The sequence below is a fragment of the Rhizobium sp. B230/85 genome (assembly GCF_019355735.1).
GTDB lineage: Bacteria > Pseudomonadota > Alphaproteobacteria > Rhizobiales > Rhizobiaceae > Rhizobium > Rhizobium rhododendri.
Genome location: NZ_CP072157.1, coordinates 1,320,007 through 1,336,875, shown reverse-complemented (window position 1 = coordinate 1,336,875; position 16,869 = coordinate 1,320,007). Strand labels below are relative to the sequence as shown.

14 protein-coding genes are annotated in these 16,869 nt (G+C 59.1%); 5 read left to right on the top strand and 9 right to left on the bottom strand.

Annotated elements, in window-relative coordinates; all coding sequences use genetic code 11:
* Positions 1-45: 45 nt before the first annotated feature.
* Positions 46-834 (bottom strand): glucose 1-dehydrogenase, encoded by a 789-nt coding sequence (locus J5289_RS24120; RefSeq protein WP_209207105.1) that lies wholly within the window; start codon positions 832-834, stop codon positions 46-48.
* A 348-nt stretch (positions 835-1,182) separates the two neighbouring features.
* Here J5289_RS24120 and J5289_RS24115 point away from each other — a divergent pair, with 348 nt between their 5' ends.
* Both J5289_RS24115 and J5289_RS24110 read left to right on the top strand, forming a co-directional pair.
* Positions 1,183-2,085 (top strand): NAD(P)-dependent oxidoreductase, encoded by a 903-nt coding sequence (locus J5289_RS24115; RefSeq protein ID WP_161990975.1) that lies wholly within the window; start codon positions 1,183-1,185, stop codon positions 2,083-2,085.
* 98 nt (positions 2,086-2,183) lie between these two features.
* Complete coding sequence (locus J5289_RS24110; RefSeq protein ID WP_209187776.1) at positions 2,184-3,890, top strand: extracellular solute-binding protein; 1,707 nt, start codon at positions 2,184-2,186, stop codon at positions 3,888-3,890.
* A 47-nt stretch (positions 3,891-3,937) separates the two neighbouring features.
* On the opposite strand, the gene J5289_RS24105 is transcribed toward J5289_RS24110, so the two are convergent.
* From J5289_RS24105 to ltnD, 8 genes are all read right to left on the bottom strand, one after another.
* The gene (locus tag J5289_RS24105; RefSeq protein ID WP_209207106.1) at positions 3,938-5,866 is read right to left on the bottom strand and encodes a methyl-accepting chemotaxis protein; all 1,929 of its coding nucleotides are present in this window, start codon (positions 5,864-5,866) and stop codon (positions 3,938-3,940) included.
* Positions 5,867-6,062: 196 nt separating this feature from the next.
* Positions 6,063-7,088 carry a LacI family DNA-binding transcriptional regulator gene (locus J5289_RS24100; RefSeq protein WP_209187775.1) on the bottom strand — a complete coding sequence of 342 codons (1,026 nt, stop codon included), beginning with the start codon at positions 7,086-7,088 and terminating at the stop codon, positions 6,063-6,065.
* Positions 7,089-7,206: 118 nt separating this feature from the next.
* The gene (locus tag J5289_RS24095) at positions 7,207-8,100 is read right to left on the bottom strand and encodes an NAD(P)-dependent oxidoreductase (protein WP_209207107.1); all 894 of its coding nucleotides are present in this window, start codon (positions 8,098-8,100) and stop codon (positions 7,207-7,209) included.
* Between the two features lie 47 nt (positions 8,101-8,147).
* Positions 8,148-9,650, bottom strand: a complete 1,503-nt coding sequence (locus J5289_RS24090) for a sugar ABC transporter ATP-binding protein (RefSeq protein WP_219259144.1) — start codon at positions 9,648-9,650, stop codon at positions 8,148-8,150.
* Between the two features lie 61 nt (positions 9,651-9,711).
* Positions 9,712-10,638, bottom strand: coding sequence for a sugar-binding protein (locus J5289_RS24085; RefSeq protein WP_209187773.1), 927 nt, complete (start codon positions 10,636-10,638; stop codon positions 9,712-9,714).
* Between the two features lie 67 nt (positions 10,639-10,705).
* Positions 10,706-11,716, bottom strand: coding sequence for an ABC transporter permease (locus J5289_RS24080; RefSeq protein ID WP_142830984.1), 1,011 nt, complete (start codon positions 11,714-11,716; stop codon positions 10,706-10,708).
* Positions 11,717-12,069: 353 nt separating this feature from the next.
* On the bottom strand, positions 12,070-12,843 hold the full coding sequence (gene otnI, locus J5289_RS24075) for a 2-oxo-tetronate isomerase (RefSeq protein WP_209186475.1): 774 nt from the start codon (positions 12,841-12,843) through the stop codon (positions 12,070-12,072).
* Position 12,844: 1 nt separating this feature from the next.
* Complete coding sequence (gene ltnD / locus J5289_RS24070; RefSeq protein ID WP_209207108.1) at positions 12,845-13,759, bottom strand: L-threonate dehydrogenase; 915 nt, start codon at positions 13,757-13,759, stop codon at positions 12,845-12,847.
* Between the two features lie 258 nt (positions 13,760-14,017).
* On the opposite strand from ltnD, the gene otnK reads away from it, so the two are divergent.
* Genes otnK through J5289_RS24055 form a run of 3 tightly spaced genes read left to right on the top strand, consistent with a single transcriptional unit; the run spans position 14,018 to position 16,862 of the window.
* Positions 14,018-15,301: a 3-oxo-tetronate kinase gene (otnK, locus tag J5289_RS24065; RefSeq protein WP_209207109.1), complete on the top strand. Its 1,284-nt coding sequence runs from the start codon at positions 14,018-14,020 to the stop codon at positions 15,299-15,301.
* Positions 15,294-15,935, top strand: coding sequence for a 3-oxo-tetronate 4-phosphate decarboxylase (gene otnC, locus J5289_RS24060; RefSeq protein WP_209187770.1), 642 nt, complete (start codon positions 15,294-15,296; stop codon positions 15,933-15,935). The genes otnK and otnC overlap by 8 nt, the downstream gene beginning before the upstream one ends.
* A gap of 33 nt (positions 15,936-15,968) precedes the next feature.
* Positions 15,969-16,862 carry an NAD(P)-dependent oxidoreductase gene (locus J5289_RS24055; protein ID WP_209187769.1) on the top strand — a complete coding sequence of 298 codons (894 nt, stop codon included), beginning with the start codon at positions 15,969-15,971 and terminating at the stop codon, positions 16,860-16,862.
* Positions 16,863-16,869: the final 7 nt, after the last annotated feature.

Here is a 16,869-nt window from a genome sequence, read left to right as displayed (position 1 = left end):
CATTCAGGTGGGAGCAGCGGGTGGCGGCCGCACCTCCCGATGTCATCAGATCAGAACCATTCCTCCGTCCACCATCACCGTCTGCCCGGTGATGTAGTCGGACCCGGCCGAAGCCAGGAATGTGGTAACGCCGGCGATATCCTTCGGCACGGACACACGCCCAAGCAAGATCGACTGCGAGAATTCGTTGATGGCCTGATCCGGCTGGGATGTCAGGCCATGCTCCATGAACTCCCGGTCCAGCTGCTGCCAGAGTTCCGTCGCAACAACGCCCGGACCAAAACAGTTGACCGTGATTTTGTGCTCTGCAAGTGCCCTTGCTGCGGCCTGCGTGATGGCCACCACCGCGAACTTCGATGCGCAATAATGCGCAAACAAGGGATAGCCCTGCTTACCTGCGATAGAGGCTGTGTTGATGATTTTACCGCCTTTACCTTGGGCTATCATCGTCTTGGCAGCCTCTTGCGTGCCGATCAGAACACCGAGACCATTGACCTTCATGATGCGGTTGAAATCGTCTTCGGTGACATCGAGGAAGGGGCATGTCTGGCTGATGCCGGCATTGTTGAACATCACGTCCAGCCGGCCGAAATGCGATACGGTCCGGGCAATCAATTCCTTGACACTCGAGCGGTCCGAAACGTCCACGGCAACACCGAGCGCATCGCCGCCTTCGGACCTGATAGTGGCAGCAACGGCATCAGCGGCGGCTGCCACAAGGTCTGCAATGACGACTTTCGCGCCCTTGGATGCCAGGTCGCCGGCAATACCGGCGCCGATGCCCCTGCCGGAACCCGTGACGATAACGACCCTGCCCTCTAGCGATTCAGTCATCCAATCCTCCTCCTCCAGTCCCGAATATCGACGACAGGCAACGGTGCCGCATTACCGAAGTAAAGCGCGCCAATTTGCAAAATTGTCGGTTCGTGTTCCTCCCGGGAACGGCTGACCATCCTGCCACGAAGCTAGTGGATAAACACGATGTCCGACAAACCTATATTTGTCCGGATTGGATATTTTCTGCCAAGCATTCCATCCCGACTTCGTCCTATTAATTTCTCCGGGAGGACGGAGACAGTTTATGCGGTCGAATGCCGAGCATCGGTCGACACGCACGTTCCCCCCGTAGGCAAGGGATCGGCAAACCGGCGCTGCTGGTCGTCGGGAATAAGGGAGAGGTCGATGAGCGAGAGATTTACAGTAGGCTGGGCAGGCATAGGTAAAATGGGTGCCCCGATGAGCCGCCGCGTTCTCGATGCCGGCTATGCCTTGCACGTCTACGAGCCCTTGCCCGAAAACCGCGCCACCATCGTTGCCGAGGGCGCCAATGTGGCGCATTCGCTTGAAGATCTGGCAGCCGCTTCCGACGTCATCGTCCTGACAATCCCGAACGATGCCGTTCTGCGGGAGCTCGTTTTCTCGCCGGGCGGCCTGGCCACCACGATGAAGACCGGACAGATCCTGGTCGAAATGAGCACGGTGTCGCCGGCAATTTCTACGGAAGTCAACGAGGCAATGTCGGCGCTTGGCGTTTCCTACCTGCGCGCACCCGTTTCCGGCAGCACCGCGACCGCATCGTCCGGAACTTTGTCAGTCATGGCCTCGGGGCCTGAGGAGGCCTACAAACGCGTGGAGCCGATGTTCGAGTGCTTTGCGTCCCGCCGCTTTTATGTCGGCGAGGCCGAGGAGGCACGCTACCTCAAACTCGTGCTCAATGCTCTCGTCGGCGCAACGTCAGCGCTGCTCGGGGAGGCCCTCACCCTCGGGTTGAAGGGAAATCTCACGGTCGAGACAATGCTTTCGGTGATTTGCGAGAGCGCCGTCGCCTCACCGCTGATTGCCTACAAGCGGGACTTGCTGGTCAACCGCAATTTCGACCCGGCGTTTTCCGTATCCCAGATGATGAAGGATTTCGACCTCATCCTGGATGCGGCAAGAGCCGATCACACTCCGATGTATCTGGCATCGATGATCCGCCAGCAATACGAGGCGGCCTACGCCGGCGGCCAGGCCGACAAGGACTTCTTCGTGCTGTTCGAGCAATCGGAACGCCTCGCCGGACTTGCTCCCCCTTCCGAAAAATAGCCATCCGGCATTTTGGTTCCGAACTGCACCGATCCTAGCCAAAAGGATCAGGTAGAGCTACGACCATATGTCATGACGCGACGGGCGGGAGGGCCGACGTGAACGAATACGAAATGCTGCGCGTGATCGAATTTCTGGAAAGGACCCGCAGGCCTTTCCAGGACGTCGTCGTCGGTTTTGACGAAGATCCTGTCTGGAGGATCGTCATGTATCTCATCAAGTCCCACATCCACAGCCAGACCGTGTCGATCTCGACGCTGGGCCAGGAATCCGGCCTGCCCTATGCCACCTCCATGCGTCTGATAAACCGGCTCGTCGACAGCGGATATATTCTCAAGGTCGCCAAGGGAACGACGGGCAAGAGCTTTGCGCTGCAGCCGAGCGACAGCTTGCTGAAGGCGTTCCAGGTCTATGCCGGCAAGACCAAGTCCCTGCTTGCGCAGACGCTCGGCCTCAGAAGCGGCGAGCAGGAGGACGACTACTATTTTGGCGGCACCCCTCTCGGCTCACACATCATTCCACCGATGCGGCTCATGCAGAAACGTGCCGAATCCCAAATCGAACTGCGTTTCCTGCTCAACAATGACAATTATTTCTCTGCGATGCGCAACATGTGGGCCGATTTCCGCAACAACCTTGCCTCCCGGAAGAGCTTCGATCTCCTGTCGCTTCCGGATCTGTACAACAGGGCCCTGGGAAACCGGAAGAAGAGAGTCTCCGAATACGATGTGATCGCCATCAACATGCCATGGCTCGGCGAGTTCGTCGAAAAGGATATCATTCGCCCAATCGACGCACTGGTCCAGAAGACCGGCATCAATCCCCTCGATTTTCACCCGTCCATCTGGTCGACGGCGAGATGGGACGGGCAGGATTATGGCGTTCCCGGCTACTGCACGGTCGAGATTCTGGCGGCGCGCAAGGACCTGTTTGCCGATGCAGGCCTAGATTTCCCGCGCAATTTCGAGGACGTCATCGCGGCCGGGCGCCATTTTCACGCGCCGAACCACGGCATGTACGGTGCAGTGTGGGACGGTGCGCGCGGCATGCCGATCGCTTCAAGCTTCATGTTTTTCCTCGGCGCCTGCGGCCAGCCGACAATCTCGCTTAGAAAGACCCGTGCCGGCTTTACCCTGGAAGGTGTCGATCTCGAACAGTTGCACTGCACGATTTCCTCCGATTCCGGTTTGGCGGCCCTGGATTTCATGCGCCGGCTGATCGAGATTTCACCGCCGGATATCCTCAACATGGCTTGGGATCGGACGCTCGACGTGTTCATGACCGGCAAGGCCAGTCTCGGTTATTTCTGGACGATGCGCACCGCGCGTTTCGAATACGATGTCCATTCCGTGGTCAAGAGACGGGTCGAATATCTGCCCCAGCCCGCTGGTCCCGGCGGCACGCGCGCCTCGCCCATCGGCGGGTTTCTGTTCTGCATTCCAACCAACCTGCCGGAAGAGCGGGTTGAGCTTGCCGCCGACGCCATCGCCTGGATGGCATCGCGCGAGGCGATGAAGGCTCACGTCAAGAACGGCTTTCCCATCGCGCCGCGTTTTTCCGTTAGCGCCGACCCGGAGGCGGCGGCGAGCTCGCCAATCGTCAGGTTCGTCGACCAGCTGGCAAAAAAGAACCTTCTACACACCTGGCAGCGACCGAATATCCCTCAGTATACGGCGATAGAGCGGATCCTTGGCGAAGAGGTCCACAACGCCCTGTCGGGGGTCAAATCCGACAGGGTGGCACTCGATGACGCTGCAAGACAGATAGACCTGCAGCTCCGTGCAAGCCCTGGAAGTCGCCGCTGAAAAGCGTTTGCCGCGCCGATCCATGGCGGCACTCGAGTTGGCAGGGATCAGAAGTCCTCCCATTCCTTGACGGCAGCCGAGCCGTTGTAAGCGCTGCGCAGCGTGTCGCCGAGCGCGCGGGCCGGCGATGCGACAGGTCGCGAAGCCTTCGATGCCGCTTGCGGCAGCCTGCTCATGTTTCCCGTCTGCTTGCCGAGTTTGAAGCGGGACAGCAATTCATTGAGCGACGCTGCCTCGTTGGCAAGCGCATGGCTGGCAGCGGTGGATTGCTCGACCATCGCGGCATTCTGCTGTGTTCCCTGGTCCATTGTGTTGACCGCAGTGTTTATCTCCTGAAGACCGACAGACTGTTCGCGCGCTGCTTCGACGATGGCGGAAACGTGGAGGTTGATCTCCTGGACCTCCGCTACGATCGTCTCAAGCGAGCTACCGGTCTCGGCCACTAGCTTGACGCCTGTCTGCACCTGCGCGCTCGACGAGACGATGAGAGCCTTGATTTCCTTGGCTGCTTTGGCGGAACGCTGGGCCAGTTCTCTGACTTCCTGGGCGACGACCGCAAAGCCCTTGCCGGCTTCGCCTGCTCTGGCAGCCTCGACGCCAGCGTTGAGGGCCAGCAGGTTGGTCTGGAAGGCAATCTCGTCGATTACACCGATGATATTGCTGATTTCACCCGAAGATTTCTCGATCTGCTGCATCGCAGTGACGGCGTTGCGAACGACTTCGCCCGACTTCTCTGCACCGGCACGGGCACGTGCGACGAGAGAGCCCGCTTCTTCGGCCCGGCGCGTCGAATCCTTGACGGCCGTGGTAATTTCTTCGAGGGCTGCTGCCGTCTCCTCGACCGAAGCGGCCTGCTGTTCCGTGCGGCGCGACAGATCGTCTGCCGCCGAGCGGATTTCGTTGGCACCCGAATCTATACCGCGTGCGTTATGCTCGACCGCGACAAGCGCATCCTGAAGCTTGGTGACTGAGTCGTTGAAGTTCAGGCGAAGAGCGTCGAGGTCAGCGACGAAAGACTGTGTCAGGCGATAGGCGACGTCGCCGTCTGCCAGCTTTACAAGGCCATTGGCAAGCTGATCGACAGCAAACCTGGTGTCTGCTGCTTCCTTTGCCTTTTGTGCCTCGCGCGCCGCACGTTCCTTCTCGGAACCGCTGCGATTATCGTCGGCTTCGGCCTCAAGACGGATACGCTCTAGGGCATTGTCGCGGAACACCACGACGGCTGCGGCCATCTGTCCGATTTCATCGCCGCGCCCGGCGCCGTCGATTTCAGCCGCCGTCTCGCCCTTGGCCAGCGCGTTCATGCGGGCACATAATTTCTCGATCGGCGTGGTGATGCCGCGCGACGAAATGAAGAGTGCGCCGGCAATAGCAAGTGCAAAGACGCCGCCGAGGATTGCGATGGTGTAATAGATTGTGCTGGCCGTCAGATCCGATAGTTGCGACGATCTGGAAGATACCCGCTTGGTGGTCGCATCGATCCAGTTGCGAACATCCTTGACGGTGGCAGCAATCTCGCCATCGACGATCGCCATCTGGGCAAGAGCTTCCTTGTCTCGATTGGCGGCACCGAAGTTCACCGCCGCCGTGGCAGACTTCAGTATCTCCGCATATTGCTGGTGAAACCTGTCGATTTCAGCTGCCTGATCCGGGATAAGCTTCTTGGTTTCCTCGAGGCGAGCAATGAGACGGATGGCGCTCTCGTCGAAATCAGCCTTCGCAGCAGCAAACTGCGGGGTGGAGGCGTTGTAGTTGACAATCTGATAGGCGTCGTAGCCGATTGCGACAAGGCGTTGGCTTGATCTTGCCATGCCGATCAGGGCACCGTTATCCTTGTCGATAAAATCGCTGTAGCTTGCATCCGCAGACTGGAAGCTGTTGGCGAGCAGCAGCGCTCCGCCGATGCCGATGGCACAGATGGGAAGAACGATTGCCAGGATTTTTGTTTTTATCTTCAGGTTCTCGAGGAGGGACATGGACAAACTCACATGGCAGTCCCTCATGCATTTGAGCAAACTGAAACACTAGAAGCAGGCCATCATGGCTCACCGGACCGAAACAAAAAACCGCTAAAGTATCCTGATTTACATCGAGTTAACTTGAATGGAAGGTTGAGTGCGTCAGGGATTTCGCGTGGTAAGGGGACCAAGCGCGCCGACGCGATTTCCTGGTTCAGGCCGTGGCGCCGGGGAAAATCTCGAAGCCTGTGTCGATGACAACCGGACGGGTGCATCGCTCCGGCGATTCCAGGATAGCCTCGATCGCCTTCTTTCCGATCATGAAACGGTTGGAGCGCAGCGTTGAGAGCGGCTGCGGCAGTTCGCGGCCGATTTCGAGACCGTTGAAGCCGAAGATCGCCATGTCGTCGGGCAGGGAAATGCCGGCGCTCAGGCAATGAAAAACTCCCCCCACGGCCATGTCGTCATTGGAATAAACCGCCACGTCGATTTCGGCAGACGCCGCACAAAGATGCCTGGTCTGCTCGCGACCGGTGCCGACCGAGCTCGGACCATCCGCAATCGCATGCGCCTCGATCGACAGGCCAGCCTCAGCCAAGGCTTCCCTTAGCCCATCGTAGCGAAGCCGCGCGCGGCGGTCCGCCGCCCAGTCATGGCCCACATAGCCGAAATGACGGTAGCCTCGCGCGATCAGATGCTGCCCTATCGCGTAACCCGCCCGGCGGTGCGACATGCCAACTGCGATGTCGATCGGCGCACTGTCGATATCCATCAATTCGACAACGCGCACGCCGCTCTGATCCAGCATCCGTCGCGTCGCCATGGTGTGATCGAATCCTGCAATAAGGATCGCAGCAGGCTTCCAGGCCAGAAGGCCACGCACCATCACCTCTTCCCGGTCGATGTCATATTCCGTGGTGCTGATGACGGCCTGGAAATCCGAGGATTTCAGAGCCTCGTGCACGCCCTGGATGACTTCCGGAAAGACGATATTCGACAGCGAGGGAATGACCACGCCAATCAGATGGGAGTTAAGCGACGCAAGCGAACCTGCGATCCGGTTCGGCACATATCCAAGCGCCCGTACGGTTTCCATGACCTTTTCGCGTGTCGCGTCGGCGACCAGCGACTGGTTGCGCATGATGCGGGATACGGTCGATTCGCTCACATCGGCCCGCAGCGCAACTTCACGCAGGGTGATCTTGGACTTCCTGTCGGGAAGGCGGCGCCGTGTTGTCATTATGCGGATTCCCGTTTCGGCCATGGTCAGGATTGGCCAATCGAGCGACCATCATGCTCCTTGTTCGCACGGTATTTGGCCGAGGCTAAAAATGCAAATCAGCCCCGGCCGGATTAATTCAACGCTTCACATAATTCTTCCACGGGTGCGCTTCCCGGAAACCGAGGACATCGCGAGCCTTGCGGTTGGAAATCGGCGCTTCGTCTCTTCCCATCTCACGCTTTACAGGAGTTTGCGGGCAGTATTTGGCAAGGAACTCCGAAGTCGGCAGGTCAGCGGTAATGGTGTCGTTGACCGCATTGAAGACCTGATAGCCGAGGCCGTCCTTCTCGATGCAGAGATGGACGATCTCGCCGAGATCGCGGGCATCGATGTAGCTCCAGGCGTTACGTTTGCGCGACATCGGGTTGTCGAGGTAGGCCGGGAAATTGGAATACTCATGCGGCTCGATGACGTTGCCGATGCGCAGGGCGTAAATGTCGGCGTTGTAGCGCATCGAAAATGCCCGTGCCGTCCTTTCGTTGACGACCTTCGACAGGCCGTAGCTGTCCATCGGGTCGCTGTCGTAGTCTTCTTCCAGCGGGAAACTGTGAAAATCCTTGTCGCCTTCGGCAAAGCAGACGCCGTAAGTGGTCTCGCTCGATGCGATGATGACCTTGCGGACACCCAGCTTCATGGCCGCCTCGATGACGTTGTAGGTTCCAACGACATTGGCCGAAAACGTCTTGTTGTCCGGCTCGATCATGACGCGGGGAATGGCGGCAAAATGAACGACGGCATCGGGGGCAGACGGTGGGGCGCCATCGTCGTAGCCGTCAAACCCGAAGTGCGTGGTCAACGCGTTGAAGACCTGGCCGCTGTCGGTGATGTCGGTAATCAGCGTATTAACGCCCGGCAGGTCGAGAGGCTTCAGGTCGACATTGAGAATGGAATATCCCTTTTCCAGCAGATGGGGAACGGCGTGACGACCGGCCTTCCCCGTACCGCCTGTAAACACAATGCGTTTGGTCATTTTGTAGATCTCCTTTTCGTTGAAAAATGTGCGCCGAAACCAATTCGTCAAGCTGTCGCGGCGAGCATGATGCGCTCCTGCGTCGCCTCGCTGCGCTCGATCTTGCCGGTGATGCGGCCCTCCTTCAGCACGACGATCCGGTCGCTGATGGCCAGGATCTCTGGCAAGTCGGAGGAGACGACGATGATTGCAATCCCCTGCTTTGCAAGGCTGTTGAGAAGCGTGTGAACCTCGGATTTCGCACCGATGTCAATGCCGCGCGTTGGCTCGTCGACAATCAGGATACGAGGATGTCGCGCCACCCATTTGGCGATGACCACCTTCTGCTGGTTTCCCCCGGAAAGATTCAGCACCTTCTGCTCCGTCGACGGCGTCTTGATACCGAGAGAGCGGATGAACGCAGCGCAGGCGCTGGTCTCCCGCTTCTGGTTGACGACATCCAGCGTACAATAGTCGGACAGGTGCGTGAGACTGAAATTTTCACGTACCGACATGCCGAGCACGAGCCCAAGTTCCTTTCGGTCTTCAGAAACGAAGCCTATACCGAGATCGATGGCATCAGCGGGATCTCGTATCGTCACTGTCGCGCCTTCTATCATCACATCGCCGACGCGCGGACGCCAGCCAAAGATCATCTCCATGATTTCCGTACGACCGGACCCGACGAGCCCGAAGAAGCCCAAAATCTCGCCTTTGTGCAGGTCGAAAGAAATATCCTCCACCTTGGCACCATGCGCGGTCCTGCTCTTCAAGCCCAGTCCGCGGACGGAAAGCAGGATGTCGGATGTGGCGTAGGACTGATGCTCGCCGAACAGTTGCGACAGGTCGCGATCGACCATCTTGCGCACCAGCAACTCACGGGTCATTTCGGCAATCGGCCGCGTATCGACCGTCTGGCCGTCGCGCAAGACCGTGACCCGGTCGGCAATCTCGAAAATCTCGTCCATGCGATGCGAGATATAGACGATACCGATCTGCTGCGCGACGAGCTTGCGGACGATCCGCATCAGGGTGGACGCTTCGTGATGGCTGAGCGATGCGGTCGGCTCGTCCATGATGATCAATTTCGAGCGATACGAGATCGCCCGCGCGATCTCGACCATCTGTTTCTGGCCGATGCTGAGATTGCCGACCCGCGTCGTCGGTTCGATGGTCATCTCCAGTTCGGCGAGGACGGCCCGTGTTTCGGCATTCATCCTGCGCGTATCGATAAGACCGCCGGGGCCGAGAGGCTCGCGGGCCAGAAAAATGTTTTCGGCCACGGTGAGATTATTCACTACCGCAAGCTCCTGGTAGATGATGCTGATGCCCAGCGACCGTGCGTGGACCGGGTCGCTGATCATTACCTCCTGCCCGTCGACACGGATCGAGCCGCCAGGATCGGCGCGGTAGACACCCGTCATGATCTTCATCAGGGTACTTTTTCCCGCACCATTTTCTCCGGCGAGCACATGGACCTCGCCGCTGCTCAGCGAGAGATCGACGTTTTTGAGTGCATGGACACCGGGAAAAGTCTTCGAGATGCCGCGCATTTCCAGAAAAGGCGTCATGATAATCTCCACATGAGGATGCTGCCGACGGCGCCCTTTCCGGCGCCGTCGGCCTTGACGCCTACTTTGTGTAGCTTCCGAGATTGGTGGCGTTGACAACCGTCACGCCGGTGTCGATATCCTTGCTTTCAGTCTCCGTGCCCTTGATCTGGGCAACCAGGTGCTCGACGGCAAGCTTGCCCATGGTGACAGGACGCTGGACCATGATGCCGGCAATGTATCCGTTTTTGACACCCTTGATCGTGTCGGGCAGGTCGTCGAAGGCGTAGACCTTAACGCCCGCCTTGCGATCGGAGAATTCCTGCTCTGCCAGGACCTTGGCAGCGGCGGGGCCGCCGACTTGGCTGACGCCGATAATGCCGGCCAGCTTGGGGTTTCCGCGCAGCAACGCCTCCGTCACCGAGACGGCCTTTGCGAGGTCGTCTTCGGTGCCCTCGGTAGCGACAACCTTGATATCGGGAAACGCCTTCAGCGCTTCCTTGACGCCGTCGATCCGCTCATTGAGATTGGAGGCGCCGAGCTGGCCGGTGACGATGGCAACCTCGCCCTTGCCGCCGAGCGCTTCGCCCATGGATTTGCCCATGGTGACGCCGGCCTGCTTGTTGATCGTGCCGATATACATGCTGCGGCCGCTCTTGGCGCTGTCGCTATCGAAGGTCAGGACCTTGATGCCGGCCGCCATGGCCTGCTTGATGATCCCCTCCACCGACTTCGGTTCGTTGACCGAGACGGCGATACCGCTGACGTGGCGAGCAATGAGATCCTCTATGATCTTGACCTGTGTCGACCCTTGGGTGTTCTGCGGAACAACCCACTGATAATCGACTCCTGCAGCCTTGGCCGCTTCCTGCGCGCCCTTGTTACAGTCGTCGAAAAACGGCACCGCCACTTTTGGCACCACAGCGATGGTAATGTCCTGAGCCACCGCGCCGCCGACCGCCGTCATCGATACCAATGCGGCAAACACTGCTTTTTTGAACTCGTTCATCTTTCCTTCTCCTCCTCACCCGTACGTCCTCCGCCGGGTATCTCCATTGAAACTTGCAGCCTCCGCGTTATCCGCGACCTCCCGAGAGCCGATTTCTCAAAACGTCCAGGCTCACGGCAATGAGGATCACCCCGCCCGTGATGGCCTGCTGGGCATAGGTATTGATGTTGAGCAGCACAACGCCATTGGCGATGACGCCGACAAGCGCTGCGCCGATGACGGCCCCGGAGACGCTGCCAACCCCACCGGCAAGGCTGGCTCCGCCGATTGCGGCAGCAGCGATCACATCGAGCTCCGATCCAAAGCCGGACGCAGGTTCGGCGGACAGGTATCTGGAAAATGCAATGACGCCGGCTGCCGCCGCGATGGTTGAAGACAGCACGTAGACGGCCAGTTTCACCCGATCTACCTTCACACCGCTCAGGCGCGCCGCATTTTCGTTTCCACCTGTCGCGTAGATATGCCGACCGAAGCGCGTGCGGCGCATGATCAGCGCGAATATTGCCATGAGGACCAGCATGATCACGACGGGCACCGGCACCGGACCGAGATAGCCCTGGCCGAGAATGGAGAAAGCATCGGGCGGCGTCGGCGTGACAGGAACCCCGTGGGTGATCATGTACATAAGGCCACGCCCGATGCTGAGGGTTCCAAGCGTCGCGATGAATGGCGGCAGCCCGATCATGGTGATCAGTGCGCCATTGATAAACCCGAACGCCACGCCGACCGAAAGGCCGGCAGCGACACTGCCGCCGGTCGAAAAACCGGCTTCGAAGCACAGGGCGGTCACCAGCGAGGCGAGACCCATTGCCGAGCCGACCGATAGATCGATGCCGCCGGTGATGATGACCATAACCATGCCGATGCTCATGATCGCCGTCAGCGAGAATGCGCGAAATACGCCCATCAGATTATTGGTCGTCAGGAAATACGGCGTGTACAGGCTGATGAGCGCGCCGACGACCACGAGGGCGACGAGCACGTTGACCTCTCGCACATGACGCAATTTCGCCAACTGGGCAAGAAAGCCCGATGACGAGTTACGGGGCGACGGTTCGTCATTGACGAGTCCGGACATGAAATCTCCTCCCTATCGCCGCTGCTCGCGTGAGCTGTCAGCATATCCGTTGTCTATCGTCACCACAGATCGCAACCTCCAGATGCTTTCGGCGGTGATGGGGTACGCAAGGCCAGCTATTCAAAGACTACCTTGAAATGTTATGGCAGCGCTGCCATAACTTCTGCCAATTCCGCCATCTGTCAAGCTCGTTTTCGATTTAATGTAAGATGGAATGAATTTATCGGTATTATGGGGTCAGGGTTGAGTGTGCGCGGTTATTCCCTGCGTCTTCCGGGCCTGAAATCCGCAGAATTTATTGAATGAATGGCAGCGCTGTTAGTCAGCATGGTGGCTATTCACTGACTGCATCCCTAATGGCGAAAGGTCGCCAGCCATCCAAGGCCTTCGATCGTGCCGCGTGCCGGGCGGTACTCGCAGCCGACAAAACCGTCATATCCCAGCCGATCGAGTTCACGCAGGACGGTAAAGTCGTCGAGCTCTCCCGTTCCAGGCTCGTGGCGGAGGGGTACCGATGCGATCTGAACGTGGCCTATGATGGGAATCATCGTTCGCAGCCCAGAGAGCACATCGCCATGGATGATCTGGCGATGGTAGATATCGAACTGTAATTTCAGGTTTGGATAGCCAAGAGCTGCGATCAAATCCGCTGCGAAATTGAAATTATTGAGGAAATATCCGGGCATGTCGCGCCCGTTGATCGGCTCCAGAACAATATCCAGCCCGGTCTCGCCCGCCTTGTCGCATGCGTAGGCGATTGACTGGCGATACGCAGCGACAGCGGCCGGGTCCGACCGCTCGGCCAGACCGCTCATCACGTGCAACCGCTTCACGCCTGTTGCCGCAGCATATCTGAGCGCTGTCTCGACAGACGCGCGAAATTCATCTGTCCGGTCTGGCAGCGCTGCGAGACCTCTCTCGCCCGATGCCCAATCGCCCGGCGGCAAATTGAAAAGCGCCTGCGAGAGCTTGAGTCGATGCAATCGCTCGGCGATATCGGCTGGGTCGAAATCGTATGGGAACAGATATTCCACCGCATCGAATCCGGCAGCAGCAGCAGCAGCGAACCGGTCGAGGAAGCCTACTTCTGTGAACATCATGGTCAAATTGGCCGCAAAACGTGGCATATCAGGCCTCCAGGCCGGGAAGATCGAGCCCCGTCAGGTTCGCGATCATACGCGCGATCGATGCATCGTCGTCGCGCCCCATGCCGGCGGCAGCCGTCATGACGAACATCTGCAGGGCAGTCGATGCTATGGGCGTGGGAAATTTGAGTTTGCGGGCGATATCCGAGACGATGCCGAGATCCTTGGTGAAGATATCGACAGCACTGCGCGGACGGTAATCGCCCTCCAGGATATGCGGAACCCTGTTCTCAAACATCCAGGAATTGCCGGCGGAGGCCGAGATAACCTCGTAAACCTTGGCAATATCCAGGTCCATGGCCTTCGCGAAGGTCACGGCCTCGCAGGCAGCGGCGATATGCACGCCGGCCAGCAACTGGTTGACGATCTTGAACGCAGCACCGACCCCAGCGGCGTCGCCAAGTTCGTAGATCTTGGTGGCAATGCAGTCGAGGGCAGGACGTGCCGAGGCGAAGGCCTCTTTCGCACCGGATGCCATGATCGTCAGCTCACCAGCGGCAGCACGCGTGGCGCCGCCGCTGATCGGGGCATCGATGTAAAGTAAATTAAGAGCTTGGGCGCGACGCTCAAAATCCCGCGCAGCCTCCGGCGACATGGTGGCACAAGACAAAACGGTGCCGCGCTTGCCCATTTCGGTCACCGCGCCATTCTCACCGAATAGGACGGCATCGGTCTGCGCCGCGTTGACCACGACCGAAATCACGATCTGCGCGTCCCGCCCGGCATCGATCGGCAGTCCTGCAACCCTGCCGCCGAGCGCCTCGAACCGCGCCATCGCGTCCGCACTGACATCGCAGCCGACGACATCGAAGCCGCCGCGAAGAAGAGAGGCCGCTATCCCGAACCCCATGGATCCCAACCCGATCACGCAGGCAGTCTGTTGAGGTTTTGTCGTCATCTGAGCTTCCTTGCCGAATGGAGTGCGGCCGATACCGCAGGATTAAACACGCGCTTGTGCTCGTCAAATTCAAATGATAGCGTTGCCATAAACACAGTTAGCGCGCGTCGGAAAAGCAATGCAAGGGCTTTTTGCGCTGAAGCAACAACAGGGTCGGGCGCGAACAGGAAGGCGCGGAGGAAATTCGATGCTACCGTCGGATGTATCCTCGCTTACACCCTGGGAGCAGCATACCGGCTGGCAGAATGAGGAACGAACGTGCTGATAGGCGCAATTGCGGACGACATTACCGGTGCTACCGATCTCTGCCTGATGCTTTCGCGCGCGGGTCTGCGAACGGTGCAGCGCATCGGCGTACCCGCGCCGGGTGAAAAGTTCGCCGATGCGGATGCTGTCGTTGTTGCCCTCAAGTCACGATCGATTCCAGTCGATGAGGCGGTTGATATGTCTTGCGCAGCAGCCCGGGCCCTGCTTGCTGCGGGGGCGGAAAAGTTTCTATTCAAATACTGCTCGACCTTCGACAGCACGGACGAGGGAAATATCGGGCCGGTCACCGAAGCGCTGATGACGCTCCTCGATGTCGATTTCACAATCGCCTGTCCATCTTTTCCGGCAGCGGGCCGGACCGTTTACAAAGGCCACCTGTTCGTCGGAGATCAGCTGCTGTCGGACAGCCCCCTGAAAGATCATCCGCTGAACCCGATGACCGATGCGAATATCGTGCGGGTGTTGGGCCGTCAGACGTCGCTGGCCGTAGGACTGGTCGATATCAATATCGTAAGGTCCGGACAGGACGCGATATCAGGGGCCTTCGCAGCAGAAAAAGCAGCCGGGCGCCGGATCGTGATCGTGGACACCCTTGCAGACACCGATCTGCATGCCATCGGACAAGCGTGTGCGGAGATGCGGCTTGTAACAGGCGGCTCAGGCATCGGCTTGGGCCTTGCGGAAGATCTCGTTGCCAAGGGCCGCGTCGCACGCCGGCAGGAACAAGTGCAAATGGCGGCGCCAGCGGGTCGGGCAGCCATTCTGGCAGGATCCTGCTCGGTCGCAACCCGCGGCCAGATTGAGGCGGCGCGGCACAGCGGCATGCCGACGCTAGCGCTCGATGTAAACGCAATTTCGGACGGGAGGCAGACGGCTTCGGAGATAGCAGACTGGGCTCTTGCGCAGGACAGCTCTGCGCCGGTGCTTATCTATTCGAGCGCAGATCCGGCCGCCCTTGCAGACATTCAGGCATCGATGGGCAGGCACCAATCCGGCGCATTGGTCGAAACGACGCTGGCCGAAGTCGCAAACCATTTGAAGAACAGAGGATTTACGAAGTTTCTGGTTGCCGGTGGCGAAACATCCGGTGCTATCGTTGCTGGGCTGCAGGTGGCGATGCTCGAGATCGGGCCGGAGATCGATCCCGGCGTCCCCTGGACCCGCAGCATCAACGGCCCGGACTTGGCATTGGCGCTGAAATCGGGAAACTTCGGTGCAGAGGATTTCTTTCTGAAGGCTTGGCATCTGTTACGAGCGGAGCGCGGGAATGCGTGAGATCAACAAAGCGCGCGACGAAATCTGCCGCGTCGGCGCCTCGCTGTTCAATCGCGGCCTGACTGCCGGCTCAAGCGGAAACATCTCGGTGCGCCTTGCCGATGGCGGATGGTTGATGACGCCGACGAACGCCTCGCTGGGAAACCTCGAGCCAGATCGGCTTTCACATTTCGACGCATCCGGCCAGCTCTTGTCGGGGGACAAGCCGACCAAGGAAGCCTTCCTGCATTTTTCGATGTATGATGAACGGTCAGAAGCGGCAGCCGTCGTCCACCTGCATTCGAGCCATGCCACAGCCGTCAGCATCCTTGCCAACGTCGATCCCAACGATGTGCTTCCAGCGCTGACGGCATATTATGTGATGCGCATCGGCCGCTTGCCGCTGGTGCCCTATTTCGCGCCGGGAGATCCGGAATTGGCGCACGCCGTAAAGGCGCTGGCCGGCAAGCATCACGCGATGCTTCTGGCAAATCACGGTCCTGTCGTCGCCGGAACTTCGCTTGCCAACGCCCAGTATGCCACCGAGGAGCTTGAGGAAACAGCCAAGCTGTTCCTGATGCTGCAAAACCACGTGTTGCGCGCGCTGACGCCGCAGCAGGTAGACGAGCTGCGCAGCAAATTCAATTTGTCATGATCGCCGACCATTTACGTTCAGGGAGAGAGTAAAATGAGCAATACCACTGAGACCATCGGGTTTGTCGGCACCGGGCTGATGGGCCATGGCATGGCAAAGAATATCGTTGAAAAGGGCTACGCGCTGCAGGTCGTCGCCCATCGAAACCGGGTGCCGGTCGACGATCTGGTTTCAAGGGGAGCCACCGAGGCAAAGTCTCTCGAGGAACTGGCCCGTCACTCCACCATCGTCTTTCTTTGCCTGACCGGCTCGCCGGAAGTTGCCGCTGCCGTCGCGGCCATGAAACCGGGCCTTGGCGCCGGGACCGTCATCGTCGATTGCTCGACCGGCGAGCCCACGGTGACACAGACGCTGGCCGCAGAGATGGCCGAGATCGGCGTTCTCTACGCCGACGCCCCCTTGAGCCGCACGCCGAAAGAAGCGTGGGCGGGTACTCTCGATTGCATGGTCGGCGCCGATGCGGCGGTTTTTGAGCGCATCAAGCCGGTGATCTCGACATGGGCGGGCAAGATCGTCCACATCGGCGGCGTCGCCGACGGCCATCGGATGAAGCTCCTGAACAATTTCATCTCGCTCGGCTATGCCGCGCTCTATTCCGAGGCCCTAGCGCTGTCGAAAAAAATCGGCATCTCCATAGAGACATTCGACCAGGTGATCCGCGGAGGACGTATGGACTGCGGCTTCTATCAGACCTTCATGGGCTATGCGCTGGAAGGCAACCGGGAAGCCCACAAGTTCACTCTCAGCAATGCTTACAAAGACATGCGCTACGTGGAATCGATGGCAAATGCCGTGACCGTCACCACTACAATGTCGAGCGCAGTGAAGAACTCGTTCGCCGTGGCTATGGCAAATGGCGGTGCCGGGGCAGAAGACTATGTTCCGCACCTTACTGACTTCATAGCCAAGGCAAATGGCGCCAGCTAAGCCTGAA

What these genes read in the sequence shown, in the direction of transcription:
- J5289_RS24055 (WP_209187769.1), top strand. Translation starts at nt 15,969, where the DNA reads ATGAGCAATACCACTGAGACCATCGGGTTTGTCGGCACCGGGCTGATG.
- J5289_RS24090 (WP_219259144.1), bottom strand. Translation starts at nt 9,650, where the DNA reads ATGACGCCTTTTCTGGAAATGCGCGGCATCTCGAAGACTTTTCCCGGT.
- J5289_RS24095 (WP_209207107.1), bottom strand. Translation starts at nt 8,100, where the DNA reads ATGACCAAACGCATTGTGTTTACAGGCGGTACGGGGAAGGCCGGTCGT.
- J5289_RS24080 (WP_142830984.1), bottom strand. Translation starts at nt 11,716, where the DNA reads ATGTCCGGACTCGTCAATGACGAACCGTCGCCCCGTAACTCGTCATCG.
- otnC (WP_209187770.1), top strand. Translation starts at nt 15,294, where the DNA reads ATGCGTGAGATCAACAAAGCGCGCGACGAAATCTGCCGCGTCGGCGCC.
- J5289_RS24085 (WP_209187773.1), bottom strand. Translation starts at nt 10,638, where the DNA reads ATGAACGAGTTCAAAAAAGCAGTGTTTGCCGCATTGGTATCGATGACG.
- ltnD (WP_209207108.1), bottom strand. Translation starts at nt 13,759, where the DNA reads ATGACGACAAAACCTCAACAGACTGCCTGCGTGATCGGGTTGGGATCC.
- J5289_RS24115 (WP_161990975.1), top strand. Translation starts at nt 1,183, where the DNA reads ATGAGCGAGAGATTTACAGTAGGCTGGGCAGGCATAGGTAAAATGGGT.
- J5289_RS24105 (WP_209207106.1), bottom strand. Translation starts at nt 5,866, where the DNA reads ATGTCCCTCCTCGAGAACCTGAAGATAAAAACAAAAATCCTGGCAATC.
- J5289_RS24120 (WP_209207105.1), bottom strand. Translation starts at nt 834, where the DNA reads ATGACTGAATCGCTAGAGGGCAGGGTCGTTATCGTCACGGGTTCCGGC.
- otnI (WP_209186475.1), bottom strand. Translation starts at nt 12,843, where the DNA reads ATGCCACGTTTTGCGGCCAATTTGACCATGATGTTCACAGAAGTAGGC.
- J5289_RS24100 (WP_209187775.1), bottom strand. Translation starts at nt 7,088, where the DNA reads ATGACAACACGGCGCCGCCTTCCCGACAGGAAGTCCAAGATCACCCTG.